Below are 15,107 nucleotides of genomic sequence, written 5' to 3'. Positions count from 1 at the left end.
GAGCCGGCGCGCGCCCGCTACATCGGCTCGACGTAGCGGGCGCGCCACTCCGGGCGGGGGTCGGCGCCCGGGCTCGTCCAGTACTCGCGGCCGGCGACGACCCGTCCGTCGCGGACGGTCCAGAACGACGCCGCGTGGAAGAGCCCGAGGTCCGTGTGCGGCACCTCCACCTCCGAGACGGCCTGGTCGCCGTCGGCCACCACCCTGAGCACCCGGATCGACCAGCCCTCCGGGTACTCGCTGTTGACCGCCAGGAAGTTGGCCCTGCCGACGATGCGCTCGCCGCTCACCGGCCACTCCACCACGGCGTCCTCGGCGATCAGTTCACCGGCACCGGCCCAGTCGCGCGCCTGGATCCGTTGCCACAGCTCTTCGACGACCTTCGCAGAGTCCATGCTCACAGCATGCCGGACGGCGCCCGACCGGGACCCCGGTACGGCAGGGTCTGCCGGTAGACCACGCTGGTCGTCACGCTCCCGAACCGCGCCAACTCGTCCATGACCTCCTCCAGGTGCCCCATGGAGGCGGCGGCGACCTTCAGGACGTAGCACTCCTCCCCGGTGGTGCGCAGGCACTCCAGGATCTCCGGTCGCTCGCCGAGCAGCCGGTGCAGGGGCTCGTGCCGGCTGCCGGGGTACTTCAGGCGGACGACCGCGAGCACCGGGTAGCCGGCCCTGCCGAGGTCGACCTCGGCGCGGTAGCCGGTGATGACGCCCAGGCCCTCCAGCCGGCGGACCCGCTCGGCGGTCGCGGAGGCGCCGAGGCTGACCCGGCGGGCCAGTTCGGTGAAGGGGACCCGGCCGTCGCGCTGCAGCTCCGTGAGGATCGCCCAGTCGGTCGCGTCGAGATTCTCGGCCATACGGCGAAGATACCGGGGTATCCACGGCCGGGCGCCGCCCGGACCGTGGGGAACGCCTTCCTGGCGGGACGGCCCGCTGGATAGCCTGACGGGGTGCGAATCGGTGTGAACGTCCCGAACTTCGGGCCCGGAACCGACCCCGGCGTGCTGCGCGACTGGGCGCGGACGGTGGAGGGGCTGGGCTTCGACCTGCTGATGGTCTCCGACCACGTCGTCATCACCCCGGACGTGGCGGAGCAGTACCCGGCGCCCTTCTACGAGCCGTTCACCACCCTGTCGTGGCTCGCGGGCGTCACCGACCGCATCCGGCTGGGGACGACGGTGCTGATCCTGCCGTACCGGCATCCGCTGCTGACGGCCCGGATGGCGGCGAACCTCAACATGCTCAGCGGCGGACGGCTGGTCCTCGGGGTCGGCGTCGGCTGGGCGCGGGAGGAGTTCGCCGCGCTGGGCGTCCCGTTCGAGCGGCGCGGAGCGCTGACGGACGAGCACCTGACGGTCCTGCGCGAGGCGTGGAAGGACGGGGCGGACTACGCCGGCGCCCCGGTGCCGCTGTGGATCGGCGGCAACAGCGCGGCGGCCCGCCGTCGCGCGGTCCGCGTCGGCGACGCCTGGCATCCGCTGCGGTTCACCGTGCCGTGGCTGCGCGAGGCCGTCGGCGGGCTCGGCGCGCAGGCACGTGAGCAGGGGCGGCCGGTGCCCGCCCTGGCGCCGCGCATCGCGCTGCGGCTCACGGCGGAGCCGCTGACCGGTCCTGACCGGCTCGCCGGTCAGGGCACCCTCGAACAGGTCACCGCCGACCTCGGCGAACTGCGGGCGCTCGGCGCGGACATTGTCGTCCTGGACCCCTTCAACGGCGATCCCCGCGAGATCCTGCGCCCGCGGACGGCGTGGCAGGCGCTCGCGGCGGTCGCCGCCCACCGCCCACGATCGGAGTGACGATGACCGACGAGATGACGACCCGCCTGCTGCGCCGGGCGGTCGAGCTGGCCGCCGAAGCCCGCGCGTCCGGGAACCCGCCCTTCGGCTCGCTGCTGGCCGGCCCGGACGGGACCGTGCTCGCCGAGGACCGCAACAGCAGCCTGAGCGACGACGACATCACCGCCCACCCCGAGCTGAAGCTGGCGCGGTGGGCGGCCCGGGAGCTCGATCCGGCCACCGCGGCCGCCACCACCATGTACACCAGCTGCCAGCCCTGCGGGATGTGCGCGGGCGCCCTGGAGCGCTCGGGGCTGGGCCGGGTCGTCTACGCGCTCTCCACCGACCAGCTCACCGGGCTCAAGTCGCCCGCGGCCAAGGCCGGTTTCCCGCAGGTGCCGCAGGAGGGGCCGGCCCTGTACGACGAGGCCCGCGTCCCGGTCGAGGGCTACTACTGATCCGGCCGGCCCCTCCCGGCCCGATCACTCCTGCTTCTCGCCCGAGGCGAAGCGGGAGATGATCAGGGCGACGATGATGATGGCCCCGTTGAGGAACTGGTTCCACAGCGGGGGCACGCCCGCCAGGGTCATCACGTTGACGACGAGCTGCAGGGTCAGGACGCCGGTCAGCGCCCCGAAGAGCGTGCCGCGGCCGCCGTTGAGGCTGACGCCGCCGATGACGGTCGCGGCGAAGACCTGGAAGATCCAGCCGCTGCCCTGGTCCGCGGAGATCGAGCCGTAGTGCCCGCTGTAGAGCACGCCCGCGAAGGCCGCGAGCACACCGCCCACGATGAGCACCACCCAGGTGATCCGGTCCACCCGGATGCCGGCGGTGCGCGCGGCCTCGGGGTTGCCGCCGATCGCGTACAGCGCCCGGCCGTGCCGCAGCCAGGCGAGTGCGCAGCCGCCGACCGCGAAGAGCAGGGCGCAGATCCAGATCGCGGCGGGCACCCCGGCCCAGGAGGCGTGGCCGAGGTAGCTGAAGGAGCCGGGCAGTTCGACGATGGAACGGCCCTCGGAGATGGCGATCTGCAGTCCGCGCAGCATGGTGAGCGCGCCGAGGGTGACGATGAAGCCGTTCAGCCGCAGCTTGAGGATGAAGAAGCCGTTGACGGCGCCGATGACCGCCCCGACCAGCAGGCACACCGGTATCGCCGTCCAGACCGGGAGCAGTTCCAGTCCGGTGAAGCGGCCGCCGGATGCGGGCAGCACGAGCCAGATGGCGATGACCGGCGCGACGCCGATGGTGGACTCCAGCGACAGGTCCATCCGGCCCGCGATGAGGATCAGCGCCTGGGCCAGCACGAGCAGGCTGAGCTCGGTGGACTGCTGGGCGACGCCGATGAGGTTGTCGGAGGTGAGGAAGGCCGGCGAGACGATGAAGCCGATGACGCCCAGCACCAGGATGGCGGGGACGAGGGACAGCTCGCGGAAACGGGCGAGTCCGCCCGGTACGCGGCGCGGCGTCCCCGGCGCGGCCGCCTCGGCGGCGGGCACCGGCGGCTCGGTGACGTCAGTGGTGGTGGACATGGCTACCTTTCCTGTTCCTCTCCCTGCTCGGTGTCCCGCTCCCGCGCGGCGGGACGGGCGGCCACGCCCTCCATGGCGGCGACCAGTTCCTCGTCCCGCCAGCCCCGGCCGAACTCCGCGACCACCCGGCCGTGGAACATGGCCACGACCCGGTCGCACGCCCTGAGGTCGTCCAGTTCGTCGGAGACGACCAGCGCCGCCCGCCCGTCGTCGGCGACCTTGCGGATCCTGCCCAGCAGGAACTCCTTGGAGCGCACGTCGACCCCGTTGGTGGGACGCACGGCGACCAGGACGTGGGGGTCGGTGGCCAGGGCGCGGGCGACCACCACCTTCTGCTGATTACCGCCGGACAGCGCGGAGACGGGGGTCCCCGCGCCCGGTGTCCTGATGTCGAGGTCCTTGATCATGCGCTCGGCGAACTCGCGGGTCCGCGAGGGCAGTACGGTTCCGTACGGCCCGAGCTGGTCGGTGACGGTGAGGGTGGCGTTCTCGGCCACGCTGCGCGTGCCGACCAGGCCCTGGTGGTGGCGGTCCTCGGGGACCAGGCCCACCCCGGCGGCCAGCGCGGCGGGCACCCCGGACGCGCGGAGCTCGCGTCCGGCCACCGTGATCCGCCCCGCGTCGGCGCGGTGCAGCCCTGCGAGGGTCTCCGCCAGCCGGACGTTGCCGCTGGCGGTGGCCCCGGCGAGGCCGACGACCTCGCCCGCGCGGACCTCCAGGGAGACCTCCGCGTAGGCGTCGCGCAGGGTCAGGCCGGTCACGTCCAGGACCGGTTCGCCCGTGGCGGGCGCGGAGGGGCCGGGAGCCGGGGCGCCCGCCGCGGGCGCGGCGGCGCTCTCCCCGGTCATCGCCTCGACCAGGGCGTCGTGCCCCAGTTCGGCGACGGGGGCGGTGAGGATGTGGCGGGCGTCCCGGTAGACGGTGACGGTGGTGCAGAGGTCGTAGACCTCCTGCAGGTGGTGCGAGATGAAGAGGAAGGCCACGCCCTGCCGTTGCAGGTCGCGGAGCTTGTCGAAGAGCCGGGCGATGCCGCGGGCGTCGAGCCGGGCGGTGGGCTCGTCGAGGATGATGAAGCGCGCGCCGAAGGAGAGGGCGCGCGCGATCTCGACGAACTGCCGCTGTTCGACGGTGAGGTCGCGGGCGCGGACGGACGGGTCGATGTCCACCCCGTACTCGCCCAGCAGTTCCGCCGCGCGGCGGCGCAGCGCCGTCCACCGGATGGGGCGCAGCGGGCCGGGGCTCTGCCGGTTGAGGAAGAGGTTCTCGGCGACGGAGAGTTCGCCGATGACGGTGGAGCGCTGGTAGACGCAGGCGACCCGGGTGCGCCAGGCGTCGGTGTCGCCGACGGAGGGCGCCGGTTCGCCCGAGAAGCGCAGGGTGCCGCTGTCGGGCTGCTGGAGGCCGGTGAGGATGCCGACGAGGGTGGACTTGCCGGCGCCGTTGCGGCCCACGAGGGCGTGCGACTCACCCGGGGCGACCGAGATGCCCGCGTCGCGCAGCGCCACGGTGGCGCCGAAGCGCTTGCCGATCCCGGTCGCCTCGGCCACGGCCGGCGGCGCGGTGGCGGGGTCCGCCATGGTGGTTTCCGTTCTTCTCGTGCGGACGGGCGGTCAGCCGATGTTGTTGCCCCACAGGGCCTTGTCGTCGACGTTGTCCTTGGTCACCAGTGGCGCGGGGAGCTGGTCCTCCAGGCCGTTGGGGATGCTGATGATCGTCGAGTCGTGGTCGGTGGGGCCGGGCTTGAAGGTCTTCCCCTCGGCGGCGGCCTTGGCGTAGTACAGCGCGTACTTGGCGTAGAGGTCGGCGGGCTGGGAGACGGTCGCGTCGATCTCGCCCTTGCGGATGGCGTCCAGCTCCTGCGGGATGCCGTCGTTGGAGACGATGGTGATGTGGCCCTTCTGCCCGGCCGGCTTGAGCAGGCCCTTCTGCTTGAGCAGGGCGAGCGTCGGCTGCAGGAAGACACCGCCGGCCTGCATGTAGATGCCGTTCAGGTCTCGGTGCTGGGCCAGCAGGCTCTGCAGCTTGGCGGAGGCGACGTCGCCCTTCCAGTCGGTGGGCAGCTCGAAGACCGTGATGCCGGGGAACTTCTCCTTCATGCACGCCGCGAACGCCTCGGAGCGGTCGCGCCCGTTGATGGAGTCCAGGGCGCCCTGGAACTCGGCGACCTTGCCCTTGCCGCCCAGTTGCTCGCCGAGGAACTCGCAGGCCTTGGTGCCGTACGCCTTGTTGTCGGCGCGCACGACCATGTAGACGTCGCCCTTGTCGGGGCGGGTGTCCACGCTGACCACCGGGATCTTCTTGCCGGCGAGGGTGTCGAGGGTGGAGGCGATGGCGCCGGTGTCCTGCGGGGCCATGACGACGGCCTTGGCGCCGGTGTTCTGGAAGACCTGGACGTTCGCGACGAGCTTGGTGATGTCGTTCTGCGAGTTGCTCCGCGGGAGCGCGTTCAGCCCGTCGTCCTCGATGCCCTTCTCGATGTACTGCGCGTAGGAGTTCCAGAAGTCGGAGTCGGAGCGCGGCAGGTCGACGCCGATGGCGGGCTTGTCGTCGCCGGAGCCGGCGGCGGTGCCGGTGCTGCCGCGGTTGCAGGCGGTGGCGAGGGCGGCCGTGACGAGCACGGTCGCGGCGATCGCGGCGGTGGAGCGCGTGCGGGCGGGCTTCATGCCGTGTTCTCCCTGTCCGGGTGAGCCGGGGCTATTCATCCGAGGTATCCCGGACGAGAGGAAGGTAAGTCCGTCCCGCGACCCTGACAACCCCCTATACGGACACGATCGAATGGAGTTCGACCGACGAGACATCCGAGGAATGGATTGCCAGTCCCGTCCCGGGGGCCTAGAGTCACCGTGGCGCGAGACCTCCGATGTCTTGGCCAGGCCGAGCGTGAAAGGCAGCCACTTGTCCGCAACCTCCGCCCGCATCACCGCGATCGACACCCATGACATCCGCTTCCCGACCTCCCGGGAACTGGACGGCTCGGACGCGATGAATCCGGATCCCGACTACTCCGCCGCGTACGTGGTGCTCCGCACCGACGCCGACGACGGCCACGAGGGGCACGGCTTCGTCTTCACCATCGGCCGGGGCAACGACGTCCAGGTCGCGGCGATCGAGGCACTCCGCCCCCATCTCCTCGGCCGGCCGGTCGAGGAGCTGTGCGCCGACCCCGGCTCCGTGGCGCGCGACCTGACCGGCGACAGCCAGCTGCGCTGGCTGGGGCCCGAGAAGGGCGTGATGCACATGGCGATCGGAGCCGTCGTCAACGCCGTGTGGGACCTGGCCGCCAAGCGCCGGGGCCTTCCGCTGTGGCGGCTGCTGGCCGAGGCCGACCCGGAATGGCTCGTCTCCCAGGTCGACTTCCGCTACATCGACGACGCCCTCCCCCCCGGGCGCGCGCTGGAACTGCTGCGCGCGGGCCGCGCCGGCGCCGCTGGACGCACCGCCGGACTGCTGGACCGCGGCTACCCCGGCTACACCACCTCGCCCGGCTGGCTCGGCTACTCCGACGAGAAGCTGACCCGGCTCGCCGAGCAGGCCGTGGCCGACGGCTTCACCCAGATCAAGCTGAAGGTCGGCGCCGACCTCGCCGACGACGTACGGCGCATGCGCGCGGCCCGTGCCGCCGTGGGCCCGGACGTCCGCATCGCGATCGACGCCAACCAGCGGTGGGGCATCGCCGAGGCCGTCACCTGGGTCACCGCCCTGGCCGAGTTCGACCCGTACTGGATCGAGGAGCCCACCTCCCCCGACGACGTCCTCGGCCACGCCGCGATCCGCAAGGCGGTCGCCCCGGTCCGGGTCGCCACCGGCGAGCACGTGCAGAACCGCATCGTCTTCAAGCAGTTGCTGCAGGCCGGCGCGATCGACGTGCTGCAGATCGACGCGGCGCGGGTCGGCGGGGTCAACGAGAACCTGGCGATCCTGCTGCTGGCCGCGGCCTTCGACGTCCCGGTGTGCCCGCACGCAGGCGGCGTCGGGCTGTGCGAACTGGTGCAGCACCTGTCGATGTTCGACTTCGTGGCGCTGGCCGGGACGACCGAGGACCGCGCCATCGAGTACGTGGACCACCTCCACGAGCACTTCGCGACACCGGTCGTCATGCGCGGCGGCCACTACACCGCCCCCACGGCACCCGGCTTCTCCGCGCAGATGAGACCGGAATCGATCGACGCGTACCGCTACCCCGACGGTACGTTCTGGGTGGCGGACCGGGCACGGCAGGAAGGTGGGACGGCATGAGCGAGGAGTTGCGCGACCTGGAGGGCCTCGGCGCCCTGGTGACGGGCGGCGCCTCCGGGATCGGCCTGGCGACCGCGCGGCTGCTGGCCGCGCGCGGCGCCCGGGTCGCCGTCCTGGACCTGGCGCCGGACGGGCTGCCCGCGCAGCTGACCGGCTTCAAGGCCGACGTCTCCGACGACGCCTCCACCCGGGCCGCCGTGGACGCCGCGGCGGAGGCCCTCGGCGGCCTCGACGTCCTCGTCAACAACGCGGGCATCGGGGCGGCGGGCACCGTCGAGGACAACCCCGACGAGCAGTGGCACCGCGTGCTCGACGTCAACGTGCTCGGCATGGTGCGCACCACCCGCGCAGCCCTTCCGCACCTGCGGCGCTCGGCCCGGCCCGCGATCGTCAACACCTGCTCCATCGCCGCCACCGCGGGGCTCCCCCAGCGCGCCCTGTACAGCGCCAGCAAGGGAGCCGTGCTCTCGCTGACCCTGGCGATGGCCGCCGACCACGTCCGCGAGGGCATCCGGGTCAACTGCGTCAACCCCGGCACCGCCGACACCCCGTGGGTGGCCCGGCTGCTGGACGCCGCCGACGACCCCGAGGCGGAACGCGCCGCCCTCAACGCCCGGCAGCCGATGGGCCGTCTGGTGACCGCCGACGAGGTCGCGGCCGCGATCGTCTACCTGGCGAGCCCCGCCGCGGCCTCCGTCACGGGCACCGCGCTCGCCGTGGACGGCGGCATGGCCGGACTGCGGCTGCGCCCGGCCGGGCAGTGAGGGACCGGACCACGATGCGCACCACCACCCTGGGCCGCAGCGGCGTCGCCGTCACCGAGCTGGGCTTCGGCGCCGCCCCGATCGGCAACCTCTTCACCCCGGTCGACGACGACGCCGCCCGCGCGGCGGTGGACGCCGCCTGGGATGCCGGCGTCCGCTACTTCGACACCGCGCCCCACTACGGGCTCGGCCTGTCCGAACGCCGCATCGGCGCCGCCCTGCGCGACCGGCCCCGGTCGGCGTACACCGTCTCGACCAAGGTGGGACGGCTGCTGGAACCCGGCGGGCCCGGCGGGGACGACCTGGCGAACGGCTTCGCCGTGCCCGCCACGACGCACCGGGTCTGGGACTTCAGCGCCGACGGCGTGCGCCGGAGCATCGAGGCCAGCCTGGAACGCCTGGGCCTGGACCACGTCGACCTGGTCTACCTCCACGACCCCGACGACCACGCCGAGGAGGCCTTCGGCCAGGGGTACCCGGCGCTGGAGCGGCTCCGCGCGGAGGGCGTCGTCCGCGCGATCGGCGCGGGCATGAACCAGACCGCCATGCTCGCCCGCTTCCTGCGGGACACCGACGTCGACGTGGTGCTGATGGCCGGCCGCTACACGCTGCTGGAGCAGGAGGGCCTGGCCGAGGTGCTGCCGCTGGCGGCGTCCCGCGGCGCGAGCGTGGTCGTGGGCGGCGCCTTCAACTCGGGCCTGCTGATCGACCCGGGCGAGGGCGCCACGTACGACTACGCCCCCGCCCCGGAACCCGTGCTCGCCCGCGCCCGGCGGCTGCGCTCGGTGACCGGCCGGCACGGCGTGCCGCTGCGGGCGGCCGCGCTGCGCTTCCCCGCGGCCCATCCCGCGGTCGCGAGCACGCTGGTGGGGCTGCGCTCCGCCGACGAGGCGCGGGACAACGCCGCCGTGCTGCGGCTGCCGCTCCCGGCCGCGATGTGGGCCGACCTGCGCGCCGAGGGCCTGCTCGGCGCGGACGTACCCGTACCGGACGAGGAGCCGACATGAGGGTCGCCCTGCACACGAGGGTGCGTACGGACCGGATCGCCGCGTACGAGGAGGCGCACCGCGAGGTGCCCCCCGAGCTGACCGCCGCCATCCGCGGCGCGGGCGTACGGGAGTGGACGATCTGGCGCAGCGGCGCCGACCTCTTCCACCTGCTGGACGTCGACGACTACCCGGCGATGCTCGCCGCGCTGGAGCGGCTGCCCGGCAACATCGCTTGGCAGGCACGGATGGCGGAGCTGCTGGAGGTCGCCCACGACTACTCCGCCGACGGCGCCGGGGCGCCGCTGCCGGTGGTGTGGCAGCTGTGACCGTGCCGGAGGGCGTCGTCGACGCGCACCACCACCTGTGGGACCTGTCCGTCCGCGACCAGGACTGGATCACCGGGGAGCGGCTGGCCCCGCTGCGCCGCGACTTCACCCTCGCCGACCTGGAACCGGAGGCGAAGGCCGCGGGCGTCACCGCGACCGTCCTCGTCCAAACCGTCACGGTGGCCGCGGAGACCCCGGAGTTCCTGGCCCTGGCCGCGGGCAGCGACCTGGTGGCCGGGGTGGTCGGCTGGACCGACCTCACGGACCCCGCGGTCGCCGACCGGCTGGCGGCCCTGCGCGAACTGCCCGGCGGGCAGCGCCTGGTGGGAATCCGTCACCAGGTGCAGGGCGAACCCGACCCGGAGTGGCTGCTCCGCCCCGACGTGCTGCGCGGGCTGCGCGCGGTGGCCGACGCCGGACTCGTCTACGACCTGGTGGTGCTCCCCCACCAGTTCCCGGCGGCGACCCGCGCGGCGGCCCTCGTACCCGAGCTGGTGTTCGTCCTCGACCACCTGGGCAAGCCGCCCATCGCCGAGGGCGCCACGCAGCCGTGGAGCGCGGACGTGCGGGCGCTGGCCGCCCGGCCCAACACCGCCTGCAAGCTGTCCGGCATGGTCACCGAGGCCGACTGGGACACCTGGACGACGGCCGCCCTCGCGCCTTACGCCGGCACCGTGCTCGACGCGTTCGGGCCCGGCCGCCTGATGTTCGGCTCCGACTGGCCCGTGTGCCGGCTCGCCGCCTCCTACGCCGAGGTGGTCGACGCCGCCCGCGTCCTGACCGGCCGGCTGGACGACGCGGAGCGGCGGGAGGTCTTCTCCGGCACGGCACGGCGCGTCTACGGTCTCTGAGCACCCGCGCGGACGGCGCCGGGCGGGGTGCGGGTGATTAGACTCCCACCCCTGGCGGCACGAGGAACGGGCGTGGGCGCGTGAGCGACGGCAGACCGGACACACCCCCGGCGAGCACGGCGGGGCGGCTCACCGTGCGCGACGTGCTCGACCTGGACCTCGTCACCCCCTGGGTGCCGGAGGTCGTGGCCGGTTCCGCCCATCTGCACCGCGCGGTGCGCTGGCTGCACGTGGCCGAGGCGCTGGACGTCGGCGTCATGCTCAGCGGCGGGGAGATGGTGCTGACCACCGGTCTGCTGCTGGCGGGCGACGAGCGGGCGCAGCGCGAGTACGTCGAGTCGATGCAGCGGGCCGACGTCGCGGCGGTCGTCCTGGGTCTCGGCCGGGCGTTCCGCACCACGCCCGAGCCGATGCGGCGGGCCGCCGAACGCTGCGGGGTGCCGCTGATCGTGCTGCACCGGCCGGCGCCGTTCGCGCGGCTCACCGAGGAGGTGCACGCCCGCCTGGTGCACGGCCGGTTCGCCGCGCTCGACCTCTCCGACCGGGTCCGCTCCTCGCTGACCGCCCTCAACCTCTCCGGCGCCGGCCTCCAGCAGGTCCTGGACGAGATCGCGGCGCACAGCGCCTGTCCGGCCGTCGTCGTCAACCTCGCGCAACGCGTGCTGGCCTCGGCCGGGGACAAGGGCTCGCTCAACGACCTGCTGCGCGACTGGGAACGGGTCTCCGGCCAGGTCGCCGAACTGGCCGGCAGCGGCGCCGTGACGGTCGGCCCGGACGGCTGGGTCGTCGCACCGCTGGAGGCCCGGGGCCGGCAGTGGGGGCGCCTGGTGCTCTTCGGCCACCGCGGTCCCGAGGAGTTCGGCCGGGTGCTGGGCGCCCGCGCCTCGGAGGCGCTGGCGATGCACCGCCTCCTCGGCGACCAGGACCGGGGCTGGGAGGACCAGGCCGCCGAGTCCCTGCTGCACGACCTGGCGACCGGCACGGCCCGCCCCGAGCAGTTGGTGACGCGGGTGCGCGCGGCGGGCCTCCCGGTCAACCGGCGCACCTTCGTGCCCGTCGTGGTCCGCCCCCTCGGCCCGCCGCCCGGGGGCCGCGACGACATGCCGGAGCTGATCGAGCACGTGCTGGCCGAACATCCCGGCGTCGCGGGGCTGGTGGCGCGGACCGGCGCCGCCGGCACGGCGGTCCTGCTGAGCATCCCCGCCGGTCAGGACGCCGACGCCGCCGTGCACAAGGTGGCGCTGCGGGTGCACGAGGAACTGGCCGGGCGCGGCCGTACGGCGGTGGTGGGCGCGGGGTTCGGCTGCGGGGAACTCGACGAGGTCCGCCGTTCCTTCGTGGAGGCGGTGCACGTGGCGGACGCGGCGGTCGCCGGCCCCCCGGACGCGCCGGTGGCCCGGCTGCGCGACGTACGGCTGCGCGGCCTGGTGCGCCTGCTGCGCGACGAGCCCGAGCTGCAGGCCTTCATCGGGCGGGAGCTGGGCCCCCTGCTGGGGAACCCGGCGCTGCTGGAGGTGCTGCGCACCTATCTGGCGGCGGGCCGCAACAAGTCGGCGGCCGCCCAGGTGCACCACGTCAGCCGGCCCGCCCTGTACCGGCGGCTGCAGAGCATCGAGGCGCTGCTCGGCATCGACCTGGACGACTGGGAGCAGCTCACCTCGCTCTACGTGGCGCTGCTCGCGCACGAGGCGCAGAGCGCCGCGGGGCCCGGGTCCGGCCGCTGAGCGTGCCGGGCCCGGGCCCCGCGGGTGCGGCGCCGGTTCAGTCCTCGCGCTGGGGCGCGAGCCGGCTGAGCAGGGCGTACACGAGGAGGGAGGCGGCGAGGCCGACGGCCCACCCGTAGTCCGCGAGCGGCTTCAGGAAGGGGATCAGTCCGTCGACCGGGAACGGCCCCTGCTTGACGCCCTTGGCGTCGAGTCCCGAGTGCGAGCCGCCGATGGCGAGGACACCGCCGACGACGAAGGCCGCCAGTGCCCGCCAGTTCCAGCCGCCGTCGTACCAGTAGCGGCCCTCGGACCTGTAGAGGTCGGCGAGTTCCAGCCGTGTGCGGCGCAGGATCCAGTAGTCGGCGATCAGGATGCCGGCCACCGTGCCCAGCAGGCCGCCGACGGTGCCGAGCCAGGTGAAGATGTACGCCTGCGGGCTGGCCAGCAGCTTCCACGGGAAGATGACGACGCCGACGACCGCGGTGATCAGCGCGCCGGTGCGGAAACTGATCCTGCGCGGCGCGATGTTGGACAGGTCGAAGGCAGGCGAGACCACGTTCGCCGCGATGTTCACCGAGAGCGTGGCCACCAGGACCGTGATCAGCGCGAAGAGCACCGCGGCCCAGTTGTCGAGCTTGGCCGCCAGCGCCACCGGGTCCCAGATCGGCTCGCCGTACACCGCCTGCGAGCCGGAGGTCACCAGCACCGACAGCAGCGCGAACAGCGTCATCGTGGTGGGCAGCCCGAGCGACTGCCCCCACAGCTGGGCACGCTGTCCGGCCGCGTAGCGGGTGAAGTCGGGGATGTTGAGGGAGAGCGTCGACCAGAAGCCGATCATGCCCATGAGGGCGGGGAAGAAGACCTTCCAGAAGTCACCGCCCCAGCCGAGGGCGGAGGGCTGGTCGAGCAGCGGGCCGAGGCCGCCGGCCTTGTTCGTCATCCAGATCAGCAGCGCGATCGCGCCGACGATGACGAAGGGGGCCGCCCAGTTCTCGAACCGTCGCACCATCTCCATGCCGCGCACGATGATCGCGACCTGGATGATCCAGAAGACGACGAAGGACAGCCACTGCGTCCACGGGTATCCGCCGATCGTCCCCGCGTTCGCCCACGAGTCGCCGAAGAGCTTCCCGGCGAGCAGGAAGATGCCGGAGCCGCCGATCCAGGTCTGGATGCCGAACCACACGCAGGCGACCGCCGCCCGGACCAGTGCGGGCAGGTTGGCCCCGCGCACCCCGAACGACGCCCGGGCGAACACCGGGAAGGGGATGCCGTACTTGGGGCCGGCGTGGCCGGTGAGCAGCATCGGCACCAGCACGAGGACGTTGGCGAGGGCGATGGTGAGCACCGCCTGCTTCCAGTCCATGCCGAGGGCGACCAGGCCCGAGGCGAGGGTCCAGGAGGCCACGTTGTGGGCCATGCCGACCCACAGGGCGGTGAAGTTGTACGTGGTCCACTTCCGCTGGGCGAGCGGTACGGGGAGCAGGTCCTCGTTGGCGTAGGGGCCGGTCGGGACGGCGTCGGGCGAGAGCTCGACGCGGCCCTCGGCCCCGGCTCTTCCGGCGGGGGGTGGAGCGGTGGCTGTCATGGCAGCCCCCTTCGTTCGAGGGGTACGGGGATCGAACGTGCCGTGCGGGGGGATGGCGGGCCGGGGATCAGGCGCGGAGCGCGGGGATGACGGTGGAGCCGTAGACGTCGATCACGGACTCCTTGGCGTCCTGCATGTCGTACAGGGCGAACTGGTCGACACCGAGGGCCTGCAGGGCACGCAGCTTCTCGACGTGCTGCTCGGCGGTGCCGATGAGGCAGAAGCGGTCGACGATCTCGTCGGGGACGAACGCGGTGTCGGGGTTGCCGGTGCGGCCGTGGTGCGAGTAGTCGTACCCCTCGCGGGCCCGGATGTAATCCGTGAGCTCCTGGGGGACGGCGCTGGACACCTCGCCGTACTTGGAGACGAGGTCGGCGACGTGGTTGCCGACCATGCCGCCGAACCAGCGGCACTGCTCGCGGGCATGGGCCAGCGCCTGCGGGGAGTCGTCCTCGGTGACGTACGCCGGAGCCGCCACGCACACCTTCACCTCGGCCGGGTCGCGTCCGGCGGCGACCGCGGCGTCCCTGACCGCCTTGACCATCCACTCCGTCAGGTACACGTCGGCGAGCTGCAGGATGAACCCGTCCGCCTTCGCCCCGGCGACCGCCAGCGCCTTCGGCCCGTACGCCGCCATCCACACCGGGAGTTCGGCACCGGGCCGCACCCACGGGAACTTCACCACCGCCCCGCTGCCGAGGTCGGCCTCGCGGCCCTCGGCGAGCTCGCGGATGACGTGCATCGCCTCCTCGATGCGCGCGAGGGTGTTGGGCCTGCGGCCCGCCACCCGCATCGCCGAGTCGCCCCGGCCGATGCCGCAGATCGTCCGGTTGCCGAACATCTCGTTCAGCGTGGCGAAAGTCGAGGCGGTCACCTCCCAGGTCCGGGTGCCCGGGTTGGTGACCATCGGGCCGACGACCAGACGTTCGGTGTTCGCCAGGATCTGGCTGTAGATGACGAACGGCTCCTGCCACAGCACCGTCGAGTCGAAGGTCCAGCCGTGGCTGAAGCCGTTGCGCTCGGCGCGCCGCATCAGCTCCACGACCCCCGCGGCGGGCGGGTCCGTCTGCAGGACGAGACCGAAATCCATTGCTGCGCTCCCTGGGTGGCTCGACGGTGTGGCTAGACGAGGTACTGGCAGGTCTCACGGGTCTGGTAGCGGCCGTGGCCGGCCCGGCCCAGGTAGCGGTCCTGGTCGACGACGACGGTGCCGCGGGAGATCACGGTGCGGGCTTTGCCGCGTACGCGCTTGCCCTCGTAGGCCGAGTAGTCGACGTTCATGTGGTGGGTGGCCGCGGAGATGACCTGCTCCACGCCCGGGTCGTAGACCACGATGTCGGC

General features: G+C 73.2%; 15 protein-coding genes and 1 pseudogene. 8 read left to right on the top strand and 8 right to left on the bottom strand.

The annotated features are described in order from the left end of the window. Positions 1-17: 17 nt before the first annotated feature. Both ACFZAU_RS33440 and ACFZAU_RS33435 read right to left on the bottom strand, forming a co-directional pair. Positions 18-395 carry a nuclear transport factor 2 family protein gene (locus ACFZAU_RS33440; RefSeq protein WP_500555283.1) on the bottom strand — a complete coding sequence of 126 codons (378 nt, stop codon included), beginning with the start codon at positions 393-395 and terminating at the stop codon, positions 18-20. A 2-nt stretch (positions 396-397) separates the two neighbouring features. Beyond that, entirely contained in the window at positions 398-859 is a 462-nt protein-coding gene (locus ACFZAU_RS33435) for an Lrp/AsnC family transcriptional regulator (RefSeq protein ID WP_500463021.1), read from the bottom strand. Between the two features lie 93 nt (positions 860-952). Here ACFZAU_RS33435 and ACFZAU_RS33430 point away from each other — a divergent pair, with 93 nt between their 5' ends. After that, positions 953-1,798: an LLM class flavin-dependent oxidoreductase gene (locus ACFZAU_RS33430; RefSeq protein ID WP_500555282.1), complete on the top strand. Its 846-nt coding sequence runs from the start codon at positions 953-955 to the stop codon at positions 1,796-1,798. A gap of 2 nt (positions 1,799-1,800) precedes the next feature. After that, complete coding sequence (locus tag ACFZAU_RS33425) at positions 1,801-2,235, top strand: nucleoside deaminase (RefSeq protein ID WP_500555281.1); 435 nt, start codon at positions 1,801-1,803, stop codon at positions 2,233-2,235. A gap of 24 nt (positions 2,236-2,259) precedes the next feature. On the opposite strand, the gene ACFZAU_RS33420 is transcribed toward ACFZAU_RS33425, so the two are convergent. The 3 genes from ACFZAU_RS33420 to ACFZAU_RS33410 are packed head-to-tail and all read right to left on the bottom strand — an operon-like array spanning position 2,260 to position 5,969. Continuing rightward, positions 2,260-3,306 carry an ABC transporter permease gene (locus tag ACFZAU_RS33420; protein WP_500555280.1) on the bottom strand — a complete coding sequence of 349 codons (1,047 nt, stop codon included), beginning with the start codon at positions 3,304-3,306 and terminating at the stop codon, positions 2,260-2,262. A 2-nt stretch (positions 3,307-3,308) separates the two neighbouring features. Further along, positions 3,309-4,883: a sugar ABC transporter ATP-binding protein gene (locus ACFZAU_RS33415; protein ID WP_500555279.1), complete on the bottom strand. Its 1,575-nt coding sequence runs from the start codon at positions 4,881-4,883 to the stop codon at positions 3,309-3,311. 33 nt (positions 4,884-4,916) lie between these two features. Further along, entirely contained in the window at positions 4,917-5,969 is a 1,053-nt protein-coding gene (locus ACFZAU_RS33410; protein WP_500555278.1) for a sugar ABC transporter substrate-binding protein, read from the bottom strand. 232 nt (positions 5,970-6,201) lie between these two features. On the opposite strand from ACFZAU_RS33410, the gene ACFZAU_RS33405 reads away from it, so the two are divergent. The 6 genes from ACFZAU_RS33405 (at position 6,202) to ACFZAU_RS33380 (ending at position 12,196) form a co-directional block, all read left to right on the top strand. Continuing rightward, positions 6,202-7,542: an enolase C-terminal domain-like protein gene (locus ACFZAU_RS33405; protein ID WP_500555277.1), complete on the top strand. Its 1,341-nt coding sequence runs from the start codon at positions 6,202-6,204 to the stop codon at positions 7,540-7,542. Then, complete coding sequence (locus ACFZAU_RS33400) at positions 7,539-8,306, top strand: SDR family NAD(P)-dependent oxidoreductase (protein ID WP_500555276.1); 768 nt, start codon at positions 7,539-7,541, stop codon at positions 8,304-8,306. Before ACFZAU_RS33405 ends, ACFZAU_RS33400 begins: the two co-directional genes overlap by 4 nt. Positions 8,307-8,320: 14 nt before the next feature. After that, positions 8,321-9,313, top strand: a complete 993-nt coding sequence (locus tag ACFZAU_RS33395) for an aldo/keto reductase (RefSeq protein WP_500555275.1) — start codon at positions 8,321-8,323, stop codon at positions 9,311-9,313. Continuing rightward, entirely contained in the window at positions 9,310-9,621 is a 312-nt protein-coding gene (locus ACFZAU_RS33390) for an L-rhamnose mutarotase (protein ID WP_500555274.1), read from the top strand. Before ACFZAU_RS33395 ends, ACFZAU_RS33390 begins: the two co-directional genes overlap by 4 nt. Beyond that, positions 9,618-10,472: an amidohydrolase family protein gene (locus tag ACFZAU_RS33385; RefSeq protein ID WP_500555273.1), complete on the top strand. Its 855-nt coding sequence runs from the start codon at positions 9,618-9,620 to the stop codon at positions 10,470-10,472. The genes ACFZAU_RS33390 and ACFZAU_RS33385 overlap by 4 nt, the downstream gene beginning before the upstream one ends. A gap of 80 nt (positions 10,473-10,552) precedes the next feature. Next, positions 10,553-12,196, top strand: a complete 1,644-nt coding sequence (locus tag ACFZAU_RS33380) for a PucR family transcriptional regulator (RefSeq protein WP_500555272.1) — start codon at positions 10,553-10,555, stop codon at positions 12,194-12,196. Positions 12,197-12,233: 37 nt separating this feature from the next. Here the strand turns inward: ACFZAU_RS33380 and ACFZAU_RS33375 are convergent, their stop codons facing one another. The 3 genes and pseudogenes from ACFZAU_RS33375 to ACFZAU_RS33365 form a co-directional block, all read right to left on the bottom strand. Beyond that, entirely contained in the window at positions 12,234-13,766 is a 1,533-nt protein-coding gene (locus ACFZAU_RS33375; RefSeq protein WP_500555271.1) for an NCS1 family nucleobase:cation symporter-1, read from the bottom strand. 67 nt (positions 13,767-13,833) lie between these two features. Continuing rightward, positions 13,834-14,856 (bottom strand): TIGR03842 family LLM class F420-dependent oxidoreductase, encoded by a 1,023-nt coding sequence (locus ACFZAU_RS33370; protein WP_500555270.1) that lies wholly within the window; start codon positions 14,854-14,856, stop codon positions 13,834-13,836. Between the two features lie 32 nt (positions 14,857-14,888). Beyond that, positions 14,889-15,107 (bottom strand): annotated as a pseudogene (locus ACFZAU_RS33365) (dihydropyrimidinase); the annotation flags it as partial.

The organism is Streptomyces sp. NPDC008238 (assembly GCF_042956445.1).
Taxonomy (GTDB): domain Bacteria; phylum Actinomycetota; class Actinomycetes; order Streptomycetales; family Streptomycetaceae; genus Actinacidiphila.
The sequence above is the reverse complement of the archived record's forward strand: the minus strand, read 5'-3'. Positions and strand labels throughout refer to the sequence as shown.